Source organism: Soonwooa purpurea, assembly GCF_053891095.1.
In genome coordinates, this window is record NZ_JBSSMA010000008.1 from 94378 (window position 1) to 115888 (window position 21511).

Here is a 21511-nt window from a genome sequence, read left to right on the forward strand (position 1 = left end):
TTATTTCAGTTCGACAACAACAGGACAATGGTCAGAATGTTTCACTTCTGGTAAAATCAAAGCGCGTGATAGTCTTGATTCCAAAGTTTTGGATACCATATTATAATCGATACGCCAACCTTTATTTCGCTCGCGCGAAGCGGCTCTATAACTCCACCATGAATATTGATCGGGTTGATTATTGAAAAATCTAAAACTATCAATGAGCTCACATTCGTCCATAAACTTGGTCATCCATTCGCGCTCCATTGGTAAAAATCCAGAAACATTCGCCAGTCTAATAGGATCATGGATGTCAATCGCTTCGTGACAGATATTATAATCTCCAGAAATTATAAGATTGGGAATCGTTTTTTTTAATTCTTTAATATAATTTAAAAAATCATAGCAGAACTGCATCTTGAACTCCAGTCGGTCGATATTCGAGGCAGACGGAACATAAACCGAAATTACCGAAAAATCATCAAAATCTGCACGGATAATTCGTCCTTCGTTGTCAAAGCTTTCGATGCCACAGCCATAGACAACATGCTTAGGTTTTATTTTCGAAGCGATACCAACGCCGCTATAACCTTTTTTGACAGCAGAATGCCAATAACTATGATAACCTGCTTTTTCGAAACTATCGATGTCTATTTGGTCATTTCCGGCTTTACTTTCTTGGATACAAATGATATCTGGATTTGCCAAAGTTAGCCATCCGATAAAATCTTTGGTGAAAGCTGCGCGTATTCCGTTAACGTTATAGGAGATAATTTTCATAGTGTCCATTTAAAGGCAAAAATATCTTTTATTCGATTTTAAAAAAAATAAAAAGGCGGAAAAAATCCTTGATTTTTTCCGCCAAGTACCCAAATTTAAATAAACTATGAAAAAATTATTTGGGTTCTAAAATACTTATCGGAATAATCATTTCTTCTAGCGAAATTCCACCATGTTGATAGGTTTCTTTGTAATAGTTAACAAAATGATTATAATTTTTGGGATAAGCCAAGAAGATGTTATTCTTAGCAAAAATATATTTTGAACTTAAATTTCCTTTTGGAAGGAAAAGTTTTTCCGGATTATTAACTGCCCATACATCGCTGTCATCGTAGGTCAAACTACGGCCTGTTTTGTAACGGATATTGGTGGATGTCTCGCGGTCGCCGACAACTTTACTCGGTTTTTTGACATATACAGTGCCGTGATCTGTTGTTATAACAAGTTTGAACCCATTTTCTGCAGCTGTTTTTATAATTTTTAAAAGCGAAGAATTCTCAAACCAATTGTAAGTTAGCGACCTGAAAGTTTTGTCATCACGAATTAATTGGTCAACAATATTGTTATCCGTTTTTGCGTGGGAAAGGATGTCGATAAAGTTGTAAACGATTACCAAAAGGTCGTTGTTTTTGTGTTGGTTAAAATCATCAAGGATTTTTCTCTCGAAGTCAGCGTTTAATATTTTTAAATACTTCATCGATTTTGATGACAAACCGAGACGTTTCATTTGGTCTTCCAGAAACTCTCTTTCATGCTCATTTTTATTGCCTTCTTCGTTATCGTTAAACCATTTATCAGGAAAACGTTTTTCAATTTCGGATGGCATAAGTCCTGCGAAGAAGGCATTTCGCGCATATTGTGTCGCCGTTGGAAGAATTGAGAAATAATAATCCTCCGAGGTTTTGTTATAAAACTTGGTGAAAAGTGGTTCTATAACTTTCCATTGGTCATAACGCAAGTTGTCAACCATCAATAACAAGACTTTGTCGTTAACAAGTTCTGGCTTTACTTTATCTTTGAAAAGCGTATGACTCATGATTGGTTTGTCTTGGTCATAGAGCCAATCTTCGTAATTTTTTTCAATAAATTTTGAAAACTGAATGTTGGCTTCTTCTTTTTGAGATTGCAAAAGATCTGCAAATTCACTATCAAAAACCTTATCGAATTTGATTTCCCAATTCAATATTTTCTTGTAATGCTCTGCCCAATCCTGGAAAGTTCTAAGATAAGAAAGCTCCATACTCAAGTTTCGGAATTCTTGCTGATATTCAGAAATGGTTCTTTGTTCTACAAGATTCTCGCTTTGCAGATTTTTTTTTAATGACAATAAAACTTGGTTGGGATTAACGGGTTTTAGAATATAATCGGCGATTTGAGAGCCAATGGCTTGTTCCATAATGTGTTCTTCCTCGCTCTTGGTTACCATAACGATTTTGAGACTGCTATCTTTGTCTTTTATCATGGGAATGGCTTCCAATCCAGAAATGCCTGGCATGTTTTCGTCTAATAATGTCAGCTGAAATTTTTCTTTTTCTATAAGTTCTAAAGCTTCATTAACATTGTTAACTGGGGTGACGCTGTAGCCTTTACTTTCTAAAAACACAATGTGCGGTTTTAGCAAATCAACTTCATCATCTATCCATAAAATTTTCTCTGACATAGGTTGTTTATATTTTGTATTCGGTTTACATCAAAATTACGACCAAAATCTCTTAAGTTTAAATTAAAAAGCCTTTGTTTATCGTTAAAATAAGTTAATGTATGCAAAAGAAAAACTCAGACTTGGTCTGAGTTTTAGTTGGAATAAGACATCAATTCTTCTTTTTGTGAATTGACGAGCTTGAATTCTAAGTACTTGAATGAATCTCGTGGGATAATGGTTACCCATTTTTTGTATCTCAAGAACCATCTGTTTTGGATGCTCATAAGCCCTTTGGTAAGGTAAGCTTCTACGAATGGATGGACGTGGAGATACACTTTGCCCTTTTCCTTTTGGATAATGTTTCTGATAGATTCTTCTAGGCGCTCCACAATAACGATTGGCGCAGCAATTTCTCCGTGTTTATTCGGATTTTCTTCCTTGGTTTCAATATATTTTTCTGGACGTACCCTTTGTCTTGTCATCTGGATAAGCCCGAATTTACTTGGTGGTAAGACTTTATGTTTTGCCTTATCACGTTTGAGCTCTTCTCGGAAATGCTCATATAATTCTTTACGATGTTCTGGGTCTATCATGTCAATAAAATCAATGACGATGATGCCTCCCATATCTCTTAATCTTAGTTGTCGTGCAATCTCTGTCGCAGCCATTTTGTTAACATTAAGAGCGTGCGATTTGTTAGTTGCAGCGGACGAAATATTGTTTCCAGAATTGACGTCTACAACGTGAAGCGCTTCTGTATGCTCTATAACAAGATAAGCACCTTTAGAACTCGGGATATTGACATTTTTCCCGAAGCTTTGCTTTAGTTGTTTCTCAACATTATAATATTCTAAAAGTGGAATGTGAGAATCGTAATACTGAACAATGTTTTTAGTTTCCGGCGAGATAACTTCCAGATAGTTTTTCATATCGCGCACCATAGCCTCGTCATCACAGATGATGCTGACAAAATCCTGATTAAAGTTGTCTCTTAATATAGATGATGCTTTGTCCTCCTCGCTAAGGACTTTGCTAGGAACTTTATTTTTCTGAATGTTTTTAAAACAATCTTCCCATTTTTGGATCAGCTGATTCATATCATTATGCAGTTCCGCAACTTTTTTGCCTTCTGCAACCGTTCTGATAATAACCCCGAAACCTTCTGGGCGTATGCTTTCTATTAAAGTCCTAAGTCTTTCTTTTTCTGCTGAATCTTTTATTTTTTTTGATAACGAAATTTTATTATCAAATGGAATTAATACCAAAAATCTACCTGTTAATGATATCTGTGTCGATATACGAGGCCCTTTTGTTGAAATAGGTTCTTTGGTGATTTGGATAAGAACAAGATCTCCAGCGGTGGCAACTTTGTCAATAGTGCCATTTTTGTCAATGCTTTTTTGTACCGCAAAATCCTTCAGTTTAGAAGTGTTTTGCCTTTTTGCAATACTATCCTTCAAAAATTTTTGATAGGATAAAAATTGTGGTCCCAAATCTTGATAATGCAAAAAAGCGTCTTTGCCGTATCCGATGTTGACAAAAGCGGCATTAAGGTTGGGAGCCAGTTTTTTTATTTTTCCAAGGAATAAATCTCCAACGACGAAATCAGAATCTGATTCGAGCTCGTGGAGTTCGAACAATCTACCGTCTTCTAACAGGGCAATCTGTGAAGAATCATTCTCATGCGAAATGATTAATTCTTTCTTCATAAATTCTTATTTAATAATTGCCTTTTACGAAAGACATCAATAGTCAATATTATGCCATCTTTATGGCGTTGTTGTTGGCATATACAGAAAACAAAATATAGTCGGCGAAAAACACCAACTATATTTATATGTATATGACTTTCCGAGAAGACTATTTCTTCTTCTTGTGTCTGTTTTGTCTTCTTCTTTTCTTTCTTTTGTGGGTCGCAACCTTGTGTCTTTTTCTTTTCTTTCCGCTTGGCATAATTTAGAAATTTTATTATGTGTTAATATTAAATTAATTAGTTCTTTATTGCTACTTTTGTTTTTACTTTTTCAACAAAAGTTTTCGATGGTTTGAATGCCGGAATATTGTGTGCCGGTATTTCAATTGCAACATTTTTAGAAATGTTTCTTCCCGTTTTTGCTGCTCTAGTCTTAATAACGAATGATCCAAAACCTCTTAGATAAACATTATCTCCGTTATACATTGATGTTCTTATCTCTTGCATAAATGCCTCGATAACTTTCTGAGTATCATTTTTTTCTACGCCTAATTTATTTGAGATGATGTTTACCAATTCTGCCTTTGTCATTTCCTTTTTTGTTTATATTTTTGGTGTGCAAATATAAAACATATTTTTGAAAACTTACAAACAAAAGACTGACTTTCTTTATATTGGCAGTAAGCTACTTATATGGTATCATACTAATAAAAGAGACTTGCCATGGCGCAAAAATACAAATCCTTATAATATATGGATCAGCGAAATTGTCCTTCAACAGACGCAAGTGAAACAAGGACTTCAGCATTATATTAATTTTGTAGCGCGGTTTCCCAACGTGCAAAGCCTTGCAAATGCCGATGAAGAGGAGGTTTTGTTGTATTGGAAAGGCTTAGGTTATTACTCGAGAGCGCTTAATCTTCACAAAGCTGCAAAACAAATTATAAATGATTATGACTCCGAATTTCCCAATCAATATTCTCAGCTTTTAAAATTAAAAGGCGTTGGGAAATATACGGCTGCAGCAATCGCCAGCATTGCTTTTGAAGAAAAAATCCCTGCAGTAGATGGTAATTTTTACAGAGTTTTGTCGCGGCTATTTGCTGACGATTTTGATATTTCTAATTCTAAAGCATCACAATATTTTTCTCAGTTGGCGGAATTGATTATGCCAGACGATAATCCTGGTTGTTTCAATCAAGCCATGATGGATCTAGGATCCGCAATATGTAAGCCTAAAAATCCTATGTGTGGTGATTGTCCTTTGCAGGAAGATTGTCGCGCTTTTGCGGTTGGGGAAATCGAACAATTCCCAGTTAAATTGAAGAAAACGAAAGTCGAAAATTTGACATTGACATATCAATTTATTCATCACGATAATCAATTTTTGGTCAAGCAACGGGATACTTCCGATATATGGAAAAAATTGTTTGAGTTCCCAAAAAATATTGATCTGAGTGATTTTCCCCATGAAGTTGAAAGCGAAAAATTAATTCGGCATAAGTTGACGCATCGTAACTTAGAAATTTCAATATTTAAAATTAATATTCCAGATTTTTCTGATTTTGAAAATTTAAAAAAAGAATTTGTTTTTTTAAGTTTAACAAAAGATGAAGCCGATCAAAAATCGTTTCCAAAACCGCTTCATGATTTTTATGTGAAATATTTTTCATAATCATTTGATTTAAAAGAAAAACTTTATTTATTTTTGCATTATTGGTTTTCGAAAATCATATTTCGAAATTAAAAGGGAATGAAGTGTGAGTCTTCAACTGTCCCCGCAACTGTAATTCGCGAACAAAAGATGTCATCATTAACCATTGTTAACACGAGAAGGGATGCCATCTGCGAAAGTCAGGAGACCTGCCAATATTAACAAAAAATAATGAGGCTTTCGGGAGAAAAGCGGTTGGTATGAAGCATTTATATTTTTCTTTTTCGTTCTTTTTTTCGGTAGTAAGTTTTGCGCAAGAAGCAGTTATTGACACTGTTTTTATCGATCAGCAACTTCCCAAAGCAGAACAATTTTCCAAAATCCAAATTGTGAAATCCGATGAGATCCTCAAGAATGCAACATCGCTTTCAGAATTTTTAAGTTTTCAAACGCCAGTTTATATTAAAGAAAATGGGCGCGGAATGGTGTCTTCGCCTTCTTTTCGTGGAACTACCGCGCAACAAACCGCTTTTGTCTGGAATGGCATTAATATTAATTCTCAGTTTTTAGGTCAAGGTGATGTTAATAATATAAGTCTATTAGGCTATGATAATATTGCGATTAAATACGGTGGCGGAAGTATTTTGTATGGTTCTGGAGCGATTGGCGGCTCGATACATCTCAACAATTTGTTTTCATATAACAAAGGATTTAAAAATCAAATCTTTGCAGAATATGCTTCCTACGGGACATTTAATTCATTATTAAAAACTAATTATAGCAATGATAAATTGAGTGTTCAGTTTTCTGTAAATCATAATCAAAGTGATAATGATTTTGAGGTTGAAGAACAATATTATGTCAATAGAAATGCAAAATATAAAAATACGGGAATTAACCTCGGTTTTGCGCTACGACTAGATCACCACAACGAAATCTACTCACAAAGTCAGATTTTTGATGCGGAACAAAATTATCCTTTGTTGTCTGAGTTTTCCACGCCAAGTAAATATTTGAGTCAAACTTTTCGAAGTCTTGCTGGTTGGAAGTTGAAAACCTTGAAAATAAATAATGATGTGAAAGTGGCCTATCTCACGGATGATTATCAGTATTTTATGAATTCTAAAATCCCTTCCACAAAATCTGGCGGCGGAACCAAACAATATTTAATTAAAAACGATTTTAATTTTAAAATTAATTCTGATTCGGAAATCAATTTTTTAGCTGAAGTTAGTAAAATTGAAGCGCTTGGTTTTGAAACTGGAATTAGCAATGTTTCTCGCCATCAAGGTTTTGCAGCTTTGTTGTACAGAAATTATAACATCAAAAATTTTGATTGGGAAGTTGGTATTAAAAAGGAATTTGTAGAACATGTCAGCAGTCCGTTTTTGTTTTCCGCGGCAGGACATTATAAAGCTTCGGATTTTTATAATGTCAAAATTAGTGCATCAAAGAATTTTCGAGCGCCAACTTTCAATGATTTGTATTGGGAGCCTGGAGGAAATCCAAGTTTAAAGCCGGAAACTTCGTTGCAATTTGAGTTTTCACAAGAACTAAAATGGAAGTTTTTACATGCAAGTGTGACGCCATATTTTATGGATATCAAAGATATGATACGTTGGATTCCTGGTGCAAACGGAATTTTTCAGGCAGAAAATACCGAACGTGTGAAATCTATGGGGATTGAAGCACAATTGGGCGCCGAGCAGAAGTTTGAAGATTTTAGTTATCGCACATTTTTCTCTTATGCTTATACAAAATCGGAAGATCAGGCACGAAAAAAACAATTGCCCTATGTACCTTTTCATAAAATTAATTTGGGCGCGGATTTTAGTTATAAAAGGATAGGATTACATTTGCAAACCATTTGGAATTCCAAAATTTTCAGTGATGCAGATGAGTCAAAGATGTACACGATGGATTCGTTTTATGTTATTAATCTTGGTTTGGATATTTCCGTTTTGAAATCGTTGAAACTTGGATTTAAAGTTAATAATCTGACATCAGAAGTGTACAGAACAGTCTATGGCTATTGGATGCCGAAGCGCAATTATGCCGTTAATATGAATTTTAATTTTTAAAAATAGTTATTATGAAAATCAGAAGTTTGCTAGCGAGCATGTTTGCCGCAAGTTTGCTGTTTATGACAGCTTGTAAAGATGATCAAGAAGTCATCGTTGACAACGGCGCTTACGAAGGTGGCGTTTTGGTAAGTGTAGAAGGTGGGTACAATAAAAATCAAGCGGAAGTGTCTTATATTTCTTCTGATTTGTCGCAAGTTGCGCAGAATATCTATGCCCTGAATAATGACAACCAAGTTTTAGGCGATGTTTTACAGACAATTGCTGTTAAAGATGATAAAGCTTTTTTGGTAGTCAATAATTCCAATAAAGTTGAAGTTGTTAATCGTTATTCTTTCAAAAAAATGACAACAATTTCGACAAATATCAATAATCCGAGATATGTCGCTTTTTCTAAAGATTACATTTATATCACAAATGATGCATATTTAGGAGAGAAATATGTGGCTGTATATAAGTTAAGTGATTTTAGTTTTGTTAAAAAAATTAATATTGAAGATGTTGCAGAACGTGTCGTTGTAGCTGGTGATAAAGTCTATGTGCAAAATGCTAGTTTTGGTTATGGTAACAAAATTAGCATCATCAAAACTTCAGATAATGCTTTCCAAACCACAATTAGTGTTCCGAATGGTGATATCAAAAAAACAATTGGTTATGGTGATAATGTGTACAGTATTACCTCGGATGGTGTAGATTCTTATATTTATAGAATAAACGCTGGTGCAACAAGCATTGCTAAAGAAATAAAATTAAAAGGGATTGCAGATGCTAGCAATTTGGAAATTGCCAATGATGTTGCTTATTTTTCTTCAGCTAACAAAGTGTATTCGCTTCCGTTGAACGACGTTATCCCGCAATATTTATTCTCTGCATCACAATCGAATGATGGGACTTTGTATGGTTTTAATGTTATTGATGGGAAAATTTTCACAGCGAACGCTAAAGACTTCAACTCGCCAAGCGAAATTACAGTGTACTCAATCATTGGGTCAGAAATTAGAAAAATCAATGGAGGTATTGGTGTTAATGGTTTTTACAAAAACTAATTTAAGGTCAAATTAAATTTAATAGAACGACAACTTATGGGTTGTCGTTTTTTTATTGTACAAATTTTGAAGCATGAATTTTGCTATTCTTTAAAGCAGAAAAAATGAAGTATTTTTGTATAAATTTTTAAACGATGATTAGGGAGAAAATTGTAATAATAGGAGGCGGATTTGCGGGATTGCAACTCGCCAAGCAGCTTAACGGAAAAGCAGACAAAAAAGTCATGGTTATTGATAAAGTTAATCATCACATGTTTCAACCCTTATTCTATCAGGTTGCCAGCGGTAGGATAGAGCCTTCTAATATTTCGTTCCCATTCAGAAAAATATTTCAAAGGTCAAAAAATATTCAATTCCGAATGACCGAAATTAAAGAAATTGTGCCTTCTGAAAACAGAATTATTGCAGATGAAGGTACATTTACGTACGATAAATTAATCATTGCAACGGGCTGTAAAACCAACTTTTTTGGAAATCAAGTCATGGAGGATTTGACTTTTGGAATGAAGAATACGCAAGAAGCCATTAGTATTCGTAATCACATTTTGTTGACTTTTGAAAAAATGATTATCGAAAAATCCCGCACAGATGATGGCAACTGGAATATCGTAATTGTCGGAAGCGGCGCTACTGGTGTAGAATTAGCAGGTGCTTTTGCGGAAATGAAACGCGAAGTTTTGCCGAGAGACTACCCTCACATGAATTTTGATGAACTCAAAATAATTTTGATTTCTTCTGGCGCAAAACCTTTGGAAGCCATGAGTGTGGAATCCCAGAATAAAGCCGAAGAATATCTTCTAAAATTAGGTGTTACTTTCATGACCGAGGAGCGTGTGACCGCTTATGATGGCGATGTTGTGTTCTTCGAAAGTGGAAAGCAAATTCCGAGTAATAATGTCATCTGGGCGGCTGGTGTAACAGGTAATGTGATTTCGGATTTTAACAAAGATAATCTTATCCGCAACCGTTACAAAGTGGATCGTTATAATCGTATTTTGGGTTATGATAATATTTTTGCCATCGGTGATATAGCCTATATGGAAACCTCGAAATTCCCTCAAGGACATCCACAGCTTGCCAATGTGGCTATTAACCAAGGAAAAAATTTAGGAAAAAATCTTTTAAAACCTAATATCTCCAATTGGAAAGAATTTGAGTACGAAGATCTTGGCTCTATGGCAACCATCGGAAAACACCGTGCAGTTGTAGATTTACCTAAATTTAAATTTCAAGGTTTTTTTGCTTGGTATTTCTGGATGTTCTTACATTTGATGCTTATACTAAGTGTCAGAAACAAATTGGCAATATTTTTCAATTGGATGTGGAGCTATTTTAATAAAGATTCATCCCTTCGTTTAATCATTGTCCCTTCAAATCAAAATTCAACAGAACAATAATGAGAATTGATATTATAAGTGTCCTTCCAGAATTGATGCAAAGTCCTTTCCAAACTTCAATTTTAAAACGTGCCATGGAAAAAGGTTTAGCAGAAATTCATTTTCACAATGTAAGAGATTTTGCAACTAATAAACATCGTCAAATAGATGATACGCCTTATGGCGGTGGTGCAGGCATGGTGATGATGGTGGAACCATTGGATTTGTGTATTTCTAAATTGAAAGCTGAAAGAAATTATGATGAAATCATATATTTAACACCAGACGGAACGACTCTTACACAGCGTATCGCTAATAGATTGTCAACTTTTGAGAATTTAATTTTTCTTTGTGGGCATTATAAAGGTATCGATCACCGTGTTCGCGATTTACATGTCACACAAGAGATTTCTATTGGTGATTACGTTTTGACGGGTGGCGAGTTGGCGGCTTGTGTATTAGCAGATTCTGTTATTAGGCTCTTGCCTGGTGTGCTCAATGATGAGCAAAGTGCGTTGACAGATAGTTTTCAGGATGATCTTTTGTCGCCACCTATTTTTACACGACCAGAAGTCTATAAAGGTCTAGGTGTGCCAAAAGTTTTATTAAGTGGTAATTTTGGAGCCATTGAAGAATGGCGCCATGATGAAGCTGTGAGAATTACAACAGAACGTCGCCCAGATTTATTAGAAAATAATTAATTATTTCTCGGTATTCATTAATCCTGAATTGAAGATTTATAATGAATTTAAATTAATGATTATTATGTATTAAATTAAAAATTATAAGTGATTATTTTTTGAAAATCGTATATTTACTCCATTGTTAACGAAAAATATTTAATTATTATAAGTTTTATCGCAATTTTAGGTTGAGTTATTTTTTAAAGATAACTCATTTTTTTTAGTAAATATTTTATGTAATGATAGTGATGACTATTTATTAGAAAGAGCTTTTATTAAATTTGTACAGATATTTAATTTATATACATTAGATTCGTAAAGTTTCATCTGTTTTGTAAAAATTAATAATAATGAAAAATGCTACACACTATGGTTATCAACTCGACAGCGTTGATAAGGAGATTATCTACATGTTGATGGATAATGCAAAAACATCTTTGGCGCAGATCTCCACAAATGTTGGTATTTCTACCACCGCGGTGCATCAGCGTATAAAAAAATTAGAACAAGCTGGCGTTATAGAAAATTCAATTTCTTTTCTTAATCCTCGAAAAGTTGGTTACAAAGTCGTGTCATACATTGGTGTTTATTTAGAAAAACCAAGTCATTACAAAGATGCTGTTGACGCTTTTCAGAAGATTAACGAAATTATCGAGGCGCATTATACAACGGGTAATTATACGGTGTTTTTAAAAGTTTTGTGTCGTGATAATGATCACTTAATGGATATCATCAATCAGATTCAGGCTTTGAAAGGCGTTACCAGAACAGAAACATTTATCTCTTTGGAACAAAGTATCAATCGTCAATTGAAAGTATAATATACTTTTTTATAAAATCAAAGAGCGCAGAAAATGACGCTCTTTTTTTATCTTTGTAATTCAAATTTAATATTATGGAAATCAAAAATTATCTTGACTCAACATATCTTAAAACACCTGCACAGTCAGGGCTTTCAGAAGAAGAAACTATTAAAAAAGTTAAGGAATTAACCGATGAAGCCATCGCGAACAAAATTTTTGCAGTGATGATTCGTCCTGATTATGTGGCGGAAATCAGAAAATATATCGATGCTAAAAACGCGAATGTTGTATTAGGAACTGTTATCGGTTTTCATGAAGGCACATATTCTATAGACTCAAAATTAGAGGAAGCTAAAAAAGCCATTGCTGATGGTGTGGACGAGTTGGATTTTGTAATTAATTATGAAGCCTTTAAAAATGCAGATCTTGAGCTCGTTAAAACTGAGTTTTTGAAGTGCACGCAATTGGCTTTAGAAAACAGAAAAATTGCAAAATGGATTATCGAGATTGCAGCTTTGACAGATGCTCAGATTGCTGATATAACAGCCAAAATTTGGTCTTGGTCGCAAGAAAACTTTTTGCCAGAACAATTCAAAAATATCTTTGTTAAATCTTCAACAGGTTTTTATCAAACTGAAGCAGGGAAGCCAAATGGCGCAACTTTCGAAGGAATCCAAATCATGCTAGATAACGCAGGAGAATTACCTGTGAAAGCTGCAGGCGGTGTAAGAACGCATGAAGATGCTGTTAAGATGATTAATCTTGGTGTTAAAAGAATTGGAACGTCATCAGCTTTGGGATTAATAGAGGATACAGCTTCAGATTCTTCTTATTAAAAGATTAACAAAATTGATACACAAAAAAACCTCAGTCGATTAACTGAGGTTTTATATTTAAAAAAAATTATTGTTTAATAATCTGCGTTACCCTTTGCGTATTATCATCAAGAGTATAACGCATGAGATATTTACCAGGACGAAGTTTGTCCAATCTTATCTCAGCAGCATTCATATTAACACTGTATTCCAAAACTTGTACCCCAAGTATTGAATAAAATGTTACTGTTTTTATCTTAGCCTCATTTTCTTTAGCCTTTATAATGATAAAATCTTTAGCTGGATTGGGATAAGCTACCAAAACCCCATCATCACTTTTGGAAAATCCAGAGTTGATGTTGTAACTCGCTTTACTAACCTGAGCATTCATCTTTGTGGAGAATGTCAGGGAAAAGCCCGTGAATAATATAAATAGTAAAAATTTTCTCATTTAAATAAACTTTATTGAAAGTCCTAAACACAAATGTATTTAAATCATTTCAATTATACAATAATTATTCCATAATTGTGACGTAAATTTGCAGTAAAAATTTTACTGATGTTTACAAGAAATAGAAGACTTAGAACCAACGCGTCTATTAGAAGTCTAATTCAGGAAACGCAAATCACTACCAACGATTTTGTTTTACCAATGTTCGTCATGGAAGGTGAAAACAAAAAAGAAGCCATTTCTTCAATGCCCGGAGTTTTTCGCCAAACTTTAGATTTAACAGTTAAACAAATCAAAGAAAATTATGCATTAGGAATTAAAGCTGTTAATCTCTACATGAAGGTTTCCGATAACCTAAAGGATAATACCGGTAAAGAAGCTTGGAATCCAAACGGATTAATGCAAACGACGATTAAAACTATAAAAGATGCCGTTCCAGAAGTGGTAATTATGCCAGATGTTGCACTGGACCCGTACTCAATTTATGGACACGACGGCATTATCAAAAACGGAAAAGTAGACAACGATTCAACTTTAGAAGCGCTCGCCAATATGTCAGTATCTTTGGCAGAAGCAGGAGCCGATTTTGTAGCACCAAGTGATATGATGGACGGTCGTGTTTTGCTAATTCGAGAAGCATTGGATGATGCAGGATTTACAGATTGTGGAATTTTATCTTACGCGGCGAAGTATGCAAGTTCTTTCTATGGACCTTTCAGAAGTGCTTTGGACAGTGCGCCAGTGGACGCCACAGACATCCCCGAAGACAAAAAAACCTACCAAATGGATTTTCATAATTCCAAAGAGGCCATTACAGAAGTTTTGGATGATGTGGCAGAAGGTGCAGATATTATTATGATAAAACCCGGAATGCCTTATTTGGATATCGTTTCTAAGGTTCGAGAATTAATTACGCAGCCCATTGCAGTTTATCAGGTAAGTGGCGAATATGCAATGTTGAAAGCTGCTGCTCAAAATGGCTGGTTGGATAACGACAAAGTACTTATCGAAAGTTTGACATGTATCAAAAGAGCGGGCGCAGACATGATTTTCACTTATGCAGCGCCAGAAGTAGCCAAATTACTTAATAGATAATTATTAGGAGCTTTTTCCCGCTGTCCGCTGTATCTTTTGTTTCGCCGACTTCGCTTCGCTCAGCCGCCTCAACAAAAGGATGCCGCTTCCATCAGGGCTAAATAACAAAAAAGTTTCAGGATTTCCCTGAAACTTTTTTGTTACACTTCTTTAGATGTTTCGGTCATGCCATTGGACAGTTGTTTTTTATTTTTCAAACCGAGTTTTCGAAGTTTTTCAGTTTGTAAAACCAAGTTGTCGTTACCTGTTGATAATTGTTTGTAAGCTTCATCATAAGAGGATTGCGCTTGGTCGATACTTTTTCCAATCTTTTCCAATTTGTCCACAAAACTCACAAATTTATCATAAAGTTTGGCGCCACGTTCTGCAATTTCCATAGCGTTTTTATTTTGATATTCACGCTTCCAAAGATCGGCAATTAGCTTTAGCGAAGTGATAAGATTGGTAGGACTTAGTAACAAAATCCGTTTGTCGTAGGCGTAATTCCATAACTGCGTGTCCGCTTGCAAAGCCGCGTTGTAAGCCGCTTCGCTCGGAACGAAAAGCATCACAAAATCTAATGATTTGTCAAAGTCATCATAAGCTTTGTTGCTGAGCTCGTTGATATGGTTTTTAATAGAAGCAAGATGTTGATTTTGTTTAATTTTAAAAATGTCAACGTCTTCCTCATTTGCCATCTCGATAAAAGCGGTGAGCGATACCTTGCTGTCGATAATCACATTGCGTTGGTCTGGATATTTGATAATCGCATCGGGACGCATTTTTTTACCAGAAAACTCAGAATAGATTGGGTTTTTATGATCGTCTCGCAACTCGTGTTCTAGAAAATATTCTCGGTTTTTTGTTAATCCAGATTTTTCCAAAATACTTTCGAGAATCATTTCGCCCCAGTTGCCTTGGGTTTTGCTTTCGCCTTTCAGAGCTTTGGTAAGTTTGTTGGCTTCTTGCGAAATTTGTTGGTTGAGAAGTTTTAGTTCGTTCACTTTTTCGCCTAATGAAAATCGTTCTTTACTTTCTTTATCGTAGGTTTCGTGTACCGTTTTTTTAAGGTCGTCCAGGTTCTTACCAAATGGTTCCAAAATGGATTTGAGATGTTGTTGGTTGAGGTTGGTGAATTTTTCGGTTTTCTCTTCCAGTATTTGGTTCGCCATTTTTTCAAAATGAAGTTGGCTTTGCTTTTGTAATTTTTCTATTTCTTCTTTTTGGTTTTTAAGAAGGATTTCAAAATTTTTATTTTGAGCGTTTAATTCTGCATTTTGAGCAATTAAAGTTTGTTTGTCATTTAGCAAAACTTCTTGTTTGTCTTGAAGTTGTTTTAAATCAAATTTAATATCATCCAATTGTTGAACAAGATTGAGATTGTCTGCATTTTGTTCTGCTAGTTTTTGGTGATATTCAAAAACTTTGGACTCGAGATCATCATTTTTAAGTTGGAGATTTTCTTTTTGCTTTTCAGAATTTTCAAGATTTGATTTTGAAAAAGACACTTCCGAATGCAGACTCGAAATTTCTTTTTCAAAACTTAAAGTTTTTGTACTGATTTTAGTTTGATAATAAAAATACAAAACCAGTATCCCAATGATTATGCCAGCTACAAGTCCCACCAACAATGATAACCAATCCATTTTAAAATTTTATTTTTCGTTCTCTAATTCTATTTTTGCTTTTTGTAGGGCTTCTTTTTCTTCTTTGTTAACTTCGGGGAATTTAAGATTCATATTTTCCAAAGTCTCGATAATAATCTGCAGCGCAGAAAGTCTAGTGTACCATTTTTTGTCGGCTGGGATAATATGCCAAGGGGCGTAATCTGTGTTGGTTGCTTGGATGGCTTCTTCATAAGCTTTCATGTAGTCCTTCCAATAACCGCGTTCAACAACATCGCCACTGGCAAATTTCCAATTTTTATCCTCTTCGTTGATGCGATCCAGAAAACGCTGTTTTTGTTCTTCTTTAGAAACGTTTAAAAAGAATTTAATAATTTTGGTTCCGTTGTTGGTCAAATGTTTTTCAAAATTTCTGATGCTTTCGTAGCGGTTTTCCCAAAATTTCTTATCAAAATCCTTAACATTATCCCATACGCGTTCTTTAAGATTGTATTCAGGATGAACTTTGCAGACCAAAACACTTTCGTAATGCGAGCGGTTGAAGATACCAATTTTGCCTTTTTCTGGAATAGCTAAATAATGGCGCCATAAAAAATCATGATTGTATTCTTTAGAACTTGGTGTTTTAAAACTGGTTACGGTGCAACCTTGTGGATTAACACCGCCGAAGACATGTTCTATAAGGCTGTCTTTTCCTGCTGCATCCATCGCTTGGATAACAATTAAAAGTGATTGGCTATTATCGGCATAAAGTTTTTCTTGTAAGTCGTAAAGTTTTTCTTTCTCGATGTGGAGAAGTTGCTGGCCTTCTTCTTTTGGTATGTCGGCTTTGTAGTCGGTTTTGTGATCGGATAATTTAAAATCTTTCTTACTGACTAGAAAATCTTTGGTTTCTATGGGCTTCATAATTTGCTTTTTGGTTAAAAGTAATAAAAAAACCGCTTAAATAAAGCGGTTTTTTTAATTTTATAAATAGTTACTAATTATTTTTTAGCTTCTAATGCAACAGGTGTTGCCGATTTTAAAGCTGCTTTTTTAGCTGGTGCCGCTTTTCTTGATTGCATAGCTGGTGCCTGTGCAGCTTGTGCTTTCATAGGTGCAACTTCTAACTGTTGGCCTGCTGCGCCAATGATTTCGCCTTTTATGATTAATACTGATCTTGGGTTTTGGGCATCGTTAGAAAATACTTCGATAGGCTTGCTAAATGCTCCGTTTAAATTTGTATTGTATCCAACTTTTATTTTAGTAGATTTTCCTGGAAGAATTGGATCTTTGCTCCATTCTGGTGTTGTACAACCACATGCTGGTTTTACGTCAGATAAAATAAGCGGTTCTTTACCAGTGTTGGTGATAGTGAAGTATGTGTGACCATCAGCACCATGTGCTACTTTTCCGTAATCGTGAACTGTTTTGTCAAAAGAAATTGTTTGTGCAGATGCTAATCCAAAGCTTAATAGAGCTACCAATCCTAAAAGTGTCTTTTTCATATTATTTCTTGTTTTGTTAATTTAATTTTAAAATTACTAAGAATCAAAGTTATAAATATAATTTAAATATTTCTATAAATAATTTTGTTTATCTTATTTTTGCAAATAATAAGCCAAAAATTATTAATAATGCAGATTGCAAATAAATATAACCCACAAGAGACAGAACAAAAATGGTACAGTTACTGGTTAGAAAATAATTATTTTCATTCAACGCCAGATGATAGACCACCTTACACAATTGTTATTCCACCACCTAACGTTACAGGGATCCTTCACATGGGACACATGTTGAATAATACCATTCAAGATGTTTTGGTGAGAAGAGCAAGAATGCAAGGTTTCAATGCTTGTTGGGTGCCAGGAACAGACCACGCTTCTATTGCAACCGAAGCTAAAGTTGTTGCTAAACTTAAAGAACAAGGTATTTCTAAAAAAGATATTGGTAGAGAAGAATTCTTAAAGCATGCTTGGGATTGGACCCATCAATATGGAGGAACGATTTTGGAGCAGCTCAAAAAACTTGGTTGTTCTTGCGATTGGGATCGTACGCGATTCACAATGGAAGATAATTTGTCAAAATCGGTTATTAAAGTTTTTGTTGACTTATACAACAAAGGTCTTATCTATCGCGGTTACAAGATGATTAACTGGGATCCAGAAGCTAAAACAAACATTTCTGATGAAGAGGTTATTTTCAAAGAGCAAAACGGAAAATTATTCTATTTAAAATATAAAATCCTTGGCTCGGATGAGTTCTTGACCGTGGCGACAACGCGTCCAGAAACTATTTTTGGGGATGTTGCGGTTTGTGTCAACCCTGCTGATGAGCGCTATCAACACCTGAAAGGTCAAAAAGTTATTGTGCCAATTGTTAATCGCGAAATCCCTATTATTGAAGACGATTATGTTGATATTGAGTTCGGGACTGGTGCGCTTAAAATTACACCAGCGCACGATCTTAACGATTATGAAATTGGTAAAAAACACGATTTGCCAATGATAGACTCTATGGATGATGATGCTAATCTTAATGACCATGCATTGCATTATTCTGGAAAGAATCGTTTTGTTGTAAGAAAAGAAATTGCAAAAGAGCTTGACGAAAAGGGACTTCTTTTAAAATCAGAAGATTATACCAACAAAGTTGGAACTTCCGAAAGAACTGGCGCCGTTATTGAACCGAAAATTTCTGTTCAGTGGTTTTTGAAAATGAGTACTTTGGCAAAACCTGCTTTGGATGTTGTAATGGATGATGAGGTGAAGTTTTATCCAGAAAAATTCAAAAATACTTACAGACATTGGATGGAGAATGTTCACGACTGGAACATCTCGCGTCAATTGTGGTGGGGACAGCAGATTCCAGCTTTCTATTATGGAGATGGAGAAAATGATTTTGTTGTAGCAGAGACAATAGAAGATGCTTTGGTTTTAGCAAGAGAAAAATCTCAAATCTCAGATCTTCAAATCTCAAATCTAAAACAGGACGAAGACGCTTTAGATACTTGGTTTTCGTCTTGGTTATGGCCAATTTCTGTTTTTGAAGGGATTTTAGAACCCGACAATAAAGATATTAACTATTACTATCCAACTTCAGATTTGGTGACTGGTCCGGATATTATTTTCTTCTGGGTGGCACGTATGATTATGTCTGGATTGGAGTATAGAAAAGAAATTCCTTTTAAGAATGTATATTTCACGGGAATTGTACGCGATAAACAACGTCGCAAAATGTCCAAATCTTTGGGCAACTCACCAGATCCTATTGATCTGATAGATAAATATGGTGCAGATGGCGTTCGTGTAGGGATTTTATTAAGTTCTGCGGCGGGTAACGACTTGTTGTTTGATGAAGATTTGATGCTTCAAGGACGTAATTTTGCTACTAAAATCTGGAATGCCTTCAAGTTAACGCAAGGTTGGACAAAAGATGAAAATATGGCTCCTAATGATGCCGATCAACAAGCGATTAATTGGTTTGCACAACAGCTTAATAAGAGTATCGCAGAGATGGATGACCATTTCTCTAAATTCAGAATTTCTGATGCGTTGCATGTTTTATATAAATTGATTTGGGACGATTTCTGCTCTTGGTATTTGGAGGCGATAAAACCAAATTTTGGCGAAGCGATTAGTGCGGAAGTTTATAACCAAACGCTTAGTTTCTTTGAAGAATTAATGAAATTGTTACACCCATTCATGCCATTTTTATCAGAAGAAATTTGGCAAATCATAGCAAAACGGGATGTTAATAATGCTTTGATAGTTGTTCAACAAAAAAAAGCTGAAAAAGTTGACTATAAAATAATTGCTGATTTTGATTTTACTAAAGAAGTCATTTCGGGCATTAGAAACTATCGTCAATCCAAAGCAATTTCGCCAAGAGAAAAAATTGAATTATTTACCAATGTTTCAAATTTCGAAAATGCAGCGGTAATTCTCAAACTTGCGAATATCGAAAATATTCATTTCAATGAAAAGACCGATAAGCCTAGCTTTAGTTTCTTAGTTGGTTCAACAGAATGTTCTATTCCGTTGAGTGAAAATTTAGATTTAGCTGAAGAAAAAATCAAAACAGAAGAAGAATTAAAATACTTAAAAGGTTTCCTTATTTCTGTGGAGAAAAAATTATCAAATGAAAAATTTATGGCTGGCGCACCACAACAAGTTGTGGATAACGAATTGAAGAAAAAGAATGATGCTATGGAAAAAATAGCGATTTTAGAAGAAAAATTAAAAACATTATAATACTAAAGAATTATTCTTTACTTTCACAAGAATGAATCATATAGAAAATATCACGAAACTATTTTCAAAATCATTTGTAGAAAACCCGCTTCTAGAAAGCTTTGAGGCGGGTGTTCTACATTTGTCGTCTGGACGATTGGTTGCGTGCGATCCCATTATAACACCGGACAAAACTGCTTTTAACCAATTGTTTCCGAAAGGAGATTTTTCCATTATGATCCATAAGGAGATTAGCAGCAATTGCGTCGCTTATTCGGAAATTATTTTTGAATCGGGAGATGTTGATAGTTGGGTGATGGCATTGTGCGATAACCAAAAATTAGAAGATTTAGAAGAGGGTGAAATCTTTGGTTTTCCTGTAGAATCGGGGATGGCAGCACTTATGGATTTGGACTCTCAACAAAGATTAAATGACTACGAACAAGAACTTTTTCACAAGAAAGGCGTTGACTTTTTAGGCATTTACGAAGAGTTTTTCCATACGTATTTTTACGATAGCAATGGCGCGATTGATCAATTCGCGATGATGAAACCATATCCAGAAGAGAAAGCTAATCTTTTGGCCTTCGAGGCGGGTTACGGTGAAGGTTTTTATGCCTCTTACATCGGTTACAACAAAGCGAAACAACCTATAAAATTTGTTACAGAATTTATAGAAATTCAATAAATACAAAAGTATGATAAAAGTTATACAAAAGCGTCCTTTAATTGTTGTAGTAGGAAGTTCATCTATAGATTTTGTTTTAGAAACATCCAAAATTCCACAGGCTAATGATACCATTTTAGCATCGGAGTCCAAAAGTTTTCTTGGTGGAAAAGGAGCTAATCAAGCCATTGCTACTGCAAAGCTCGGCGCGAATGTCTATTTGGTAAGCTGTGTCGGCATGGATCCTTATGGGCAACAGGTTATCAGAAATCTCGATGACGAAGGGGTTAATGTCGCTTTTGTTAACGAAACAGATGAGCCTACAGGAACAGCTTATGTTACAACCTCCAAAGAAGGCAACGCTATTGTGGTAATTCCTGGAGCCAATTATAAACTTAATAAACGTTACATAGATGAAGCTGATCGTTTTTTTCAGGCAGCAGACATGGTTTTGATACAAATGGAAATCCCAACCGAAACTATCAATTATGTAGCAGAGAAATGCAAAAAATATAACAAAAAACTAGGTGTTTATGCTGCGCCAGCGGCATATTTGTCCAAAACTGTTATTGATGCAGCAACTTTTATTGTTGCAAAAAATCACGACATTAAAATCATTTTTGAAAACGAACCGGTGGAAAGCATCATGAAGAGCCTTCCCAACAAATTGTTTCTGAGAGACGATGCCAATTCTACAAGTTACTATGATGGCAGCGAAATGAAATATTTTCGCGAAAATCCAGAAAATATGGTTAACAAAATGGGAATGGGGGACGCCTTTACATCGGGTTTTGCAATAGCATATCTTCACCAAAATGATATCGAAACTTGCGTGAAATTTGGAAACAAAATAGCCCTTCATGTAGCCAATCAACTCGATTCTCAGAAAGGACTTCCAAGCCTTAAGGAAGTTAAATAATTAAAA

The 21511-nt window shown here is 34.9% G+C and carries 19 protein-coding genes and 1 riboswitch; of the genes, 11 read left to right on the forward strand and 8 right to left on the reverse strand.

What is annotated here, in order from left to right:
* The 4 genes from ACVFVN_RS09185 to ACVFVN_RS09200 form a co-directional block, all read right to left on the reverse strand.
* Positions 1 to 762 (reverse strand): exodeoxyribonuclease III, encoded by a 762-nt coding sequence (locus ACVFVN_RS09185; protein WP_456235011.1) that lies wholly within the window; start codon positions 760 to 762, stop codon positions 1 to 3.
* A gap of 115 nt (positions 763 to 877) precedes the next feature.
* A complete protein-coding gene (porX, locus tag ACVFVN_RS09190) occupies positions 878 to 2422 on the reverse strand; it encodes a T9SS response regulator signal transducer PorX (protein ID WP_456235012.1) in 1545 nt (514 codons plus the stop codon).
* Between the two features lie 134 nt (positions 2423 to 2556).
* The gene (locus ACVFVN_RS09195; RefSeq protein ID WP_456235013.1) at positions 2557 to 4113 is read right to left on the reverse strand and encodes an Rne/Rng family ribonuclease; all 1557 of its coding nucleotides are present in this window, start codon (positions 4111 to 4113) and stop codon (positions 2557 to 2559) included.
* 281 nt (positions 4114 to 4394) lie between these two features.
* Positions 4395 to 4688: an HU family DNA-binding protein gene (locus ACVFVN_RS09200; RefSeq protein ID WP_165133488.1), complete on the reverse strand. Its 294-nt coding sequence runs from the start codon at positions 4686 to 4688 to the stop codon at positions 4395 to 4397.
* Between the two features lie 46 nt (positions 4689 to 4734).
* On the opposite strand from ACVFVN_RS09200, the gene mutY reads away from it, so the two are divergent.
* From mutY to deoC, 7 genes are all read left to right on the forward strand, one after another.
* Positions 4735 to 5772, forward strand: a complete 1038-nt coding sequence (mutY, locus tag ACVFVN_RS09205) for an A/G-specific adenine glycosylase (protein WP_456235014.1) — start codon at positions 4735 to 4737, stop codon at positions 5770 to 5772.
* Between the two features lie 25 nt (positions 5773 to 5797).
* A riboswitch (cobalamin riboswitch) is annotated at positions 5798 to 5982 on the forward strand.
* 29 nt (positions 5983 to 6011) lie between these two features.
* Positions 6012 to 7832, forward strand: a complete 1821-nt coding sequence (locus ACVFVN_RS09210) for a TonB-dependent receptor plug domain-containing protein (RefSeq protein WP_456235015.1) — start codon at positions 6012 to 6014, stop codon at positions 7830 to 7832.
* A gap of 11 nt (positions 7833 to 7843) precedes the next feature.
* The gene (locus ACVFVN_RS09215; RefSeq protein ID WP_456235016.1) at positions 7844 to 8878 is read left to right on the forward strand and encodes a YncE family protein; all 1035 of its coding nucleotides are present in this window, start codon (positions 7844 to 7846) and stop codon (positions 8876 to 8878) included.
* 134 nt (positions 8879 to 9012) lie between these two features.
* Positions 9013 to 10275: an NAD(P)/FAD-dependent oxidoreductase gene (locus ACVFVN_RS09220; RefSeq protein ID WP_456235017.1), complete on the forward strand. Its 1263-nt coding sequence runs from the start codon at positions 9013 to 9015 to the stop codon at positions 10273 to 10275.
* Complete coding sequence (trmD, locus tag ACVFVN_RS09225; protein WP_456235018.1) at positions 10275 to 10955, forward strand: tRNA (guanosine(37)-N1)-methyltransferase TrmD; 681 nt, start codon at positions 10275 to 10277, stop codon at positions 10953 to 10955. The genes ACVFVN_RS09220 and trmD overlap by 1 nt, the downstream gene beginning before the upstream one ends.
* A gap of 332 nt (positions 10956 to 11287) precedes the next feature.
* A complete protein-coding gene (locus tag ACVFVN_RS09230; protein WP_165133470.1) occupies positions 11288 to 11758 on the forward strand; it encodes an Lrp/AsnC family transcriptional regulator in 471 nt (156 codons plus the stop codon).
* Positions 11759 to 11829: 71 nt separating this feature from the next.
* A complete protein-coding gene (gene deoC, locus ACVFVN_RS09235) occupies positions 11830 to 12576 on the forward strand; it encodes a deoxyribose-phosphate aldolase (protein WP_456235047.1) in 747 nt (248 codons plus the stop codon).
* Positions 12577 to 12643: 67 nt separating this feature from the next.
* On the opposite strand, the gene ACVFVN_RS09240 is transcribed toward deoC, so the two are convergent.
* On the reverse strand, positions 12644 to 13006 hold the full coding sequence (locus ACVFVN_RS09240; protein ID WP_165133467.1) for a T9SS type A sorting domain-containing protein: 363 nt from the start codon (positions 13004 to 13006) through the stop codon (positions 12644 to 12646).
* Between the two features lie 108 nt (positions 13007 to 13114).
* On the opposite strand from ACVFVN_RS09240, the gene hemB reads away from it, so the two are divergent.
* Positions 13115 to 14101, forward strand: coding sequence for a porphobilinogen synthase (gene hemB, locus ACVFVN_RS09245; RefSeq protein WP_456235019.1), 987 nt, complete (start codon positions 13115 to 13117; stop codon positions 14099 to 14101).
* 140 nt (positions 14102 to 14241) lie between these two features.
* On the opposite strand, the gene rmuC is transcribed toward hemB, so the two are convergent.
* From rmuC to ACVFVN_RS09260, 3 genes are all read right to left on the reverse strand, one after another.
* Positions 14242 to 15726, reverse strand: a complete 1485-nt coding sequence (gene rmuC / locus ACVFVN_RS09250; RefSeq protein ID WP_456235020.1) for a DNA recombination protein RmuC — start codon at positions 15724 to 15726, stop codon at positions 14242 to 14244.
* A gap of 9 nt (positions 15727 to 15735) precedes the next feature.
* Entirely contained in the window at positions 15736 to 16611 is an 876-nt protein-coding gene (locus ACVFVN_RS09255) for a polyphosphate kinase 2 family protein (RefSeq protein ID WP_456235021.1), read from the reverse strand.
* Between the two features lie 77 nt (positions 16612 to 16688).
* Entirely contained in the window at positions 16689 to 17192 is a 504-nt protein-coding gene (locus tag ACVFVN_RS09260; protein ID WP_456235022.1) for a DUF1573 domain-containing protein, read from the reverse strand.
* Between the two features lie 129 nt (positions 17193 to 17321).
* On the opposite strand from ACVFVN_RS09260, the gene ACVFVN_RS09265 reads away from it, so the two are divergent.
* The 3 genes from ACVFVN_RS09265 to ACVFVN_RS09275 are packed head-to-tail and all read left to right on the forward strand — an operon-like array spanning position 17322 to position 21505.
* Positions 17322 to 19940, forward strand: coding sequence for a valine--tRNA ligase (locus ACVFVN_RS09265; protein WP_456235023.1), 2619 nt, complete (start codon positions 17322 to 17324; stop codon positions 19938 to 19940).
* A 31-nt stretch (positions 19941 to 19971) separates the two neighbouring features.
* A complete protein-coding gene (locus ACVFVN_RS09270; protein ID WP_456235024.1) occupies positions 19972 to 20607 on the forward strand; it encodes a DUF4241 domain-containing protein in 636 nt (211 codons plus the stop codon).
* Positions 20608 to 20617: 10 nt separating this feature from the next.
* The gene (locus ACVFVN_RS09275; RefSeq protein WP_317164549.1) at positions 20618 to 21505 is read left to right on the forward strand and encodes a PfkB family carbohydrate kinase; all 888 of its coding nucleotides are present in this window, start codon (positions 20618 to 20620) and stop codon (positions 21503 to 21505) included.
* The last annotated feature ends 6 nt before the right edge of the window (positions 21506 to 21511 follow it).

What these genes read in the sequence shown, in the direction of transcription:
- ACVFVN_RS09185 (WP_456235011.1), bottom strand. Translation starts at nt 762, where the DNA reads ATGAAAATTATCTCCTATAACGTTAACGGAATACGCGCAGCTTTCACC.
- porX (WP_456235012.1), bottom strand. Translation starts at nt 2,422, where the DNA reads ATGTCAGAGAAAATTTTATGGATAGATGATGAAGTTGATTTGCTAAAA.
- ACVFVN_RS09195 (WP_456235013.1), bottom strand. Translation starts at nt 4,113, where the DNA reads ATGAAGAAAGAATTAATCATTTCGCATGAGAATGATTCTTCACAGATT.
- ACVFVN_RS09200 (WP_165133488.1), bottom strand. Translation starts at nt 4,688, where the DNA reads ATGACAAAGGCAGAATTGGTAAACATCATCTCAAATAAATTAGGCGTA.
- ACVFVN_RS09210 (WP_456235015.1), top strand. Translation starts at nt 6,012, where the DNA reads ATGAAGCATTTATATTTTTCTTTTTCGTTCTTTTTTTCGGTAGTAAGT.
- ACVFVN_RS09215 (WP_456235016.1), top strand. Translation starts at nt 7,844, where the DNA reads ATGAAAATCAGAAGTTTGCTAGCGAGCATGTTTGCCGCAAGTTTGCTG.
- ACVFVN_RS09220 (WP_456235017.1), top strand. Translation starts at nt 9,013, where the DNA reads ATGATTAGGGAGAAAATTGTAATAATAGGAGGCGGATTTGCGGGATTG.
- trmD (WP_456235018.1), top strand. Translation starts at nt 10,275, where the DNA reads ATGAGAATTGATATTATAAGTGTCCTTCCAGAATTGATGCAAAGTCCT.
- ACVFVN_RS09230 (WP_165133470.1), top strand. Translation starts at nt 11,288, where the DNA reads ATGAAAAATGCTACACACTATGGTTATCAACTCGACAGCGTTGATAAG.
- ACVFVN_RS09240 (WP_165133467.1), bottom strand. Translation starts at nt 13,006, where the DNA reads ATGAGAAAATTTTTACTATTTATATTATTCACGGGCTTTTCCCTGACA.
- hemB (WP_456235019.1), top strand. Translation starts at nt 13,115, where the DNA reads ATGTTTACAAGAAATAGAAGACTTAGAACCAACGCGTCTATTAGAAGT.
- rmuC (WP_456235020.1), bottom strand. Translation starts at nt 15,726, where the DNA reads ATGGATTGGTTATCATTGTTGGTGGGACTTGTAGCTGGCATAATCATT.
- ACVFVN_RS09255 (WP_456235021.1), bottom strand. Translation starts at nt 16,611, where the DNA reads ATGAAGCCCATAGAAACCAAAGATTTTCTAGTCAGTAAGAAAGATTTT.
- ACVFVN_RS09260 (WP_456235022.1), bottom strand. Translation starts at nt 17,192, where the DNA reads ATGAAAAAGACACTTTTAGGATTGGTAGCTCTATTAAGCTTTGGATTA.
- ACVFVN_RS09265 (WP_456235023.1), top strand. Translation starts at nt 17,322, where the DNA reads ATGCAGATTGCAAATAAATATAACCCACAAGAGACAGAACAAAAATGG.
- ACVFVN_RS09270 (WP_456235024.1), top strand. Translation starts at nt 19,972, where the DNA reads ATGAATCATATAGAAAATATCACGAAACTATTTTCAAAATCATTTGTA.
- ACVFVN_RS09275 (WP_317164549.1), top strand. Translation starts at nt 20,618, where the DNA reads ATGATAAAAGTTATACAAAAGCGTCCTTTAATTGTTGTAGTAGGAAGT.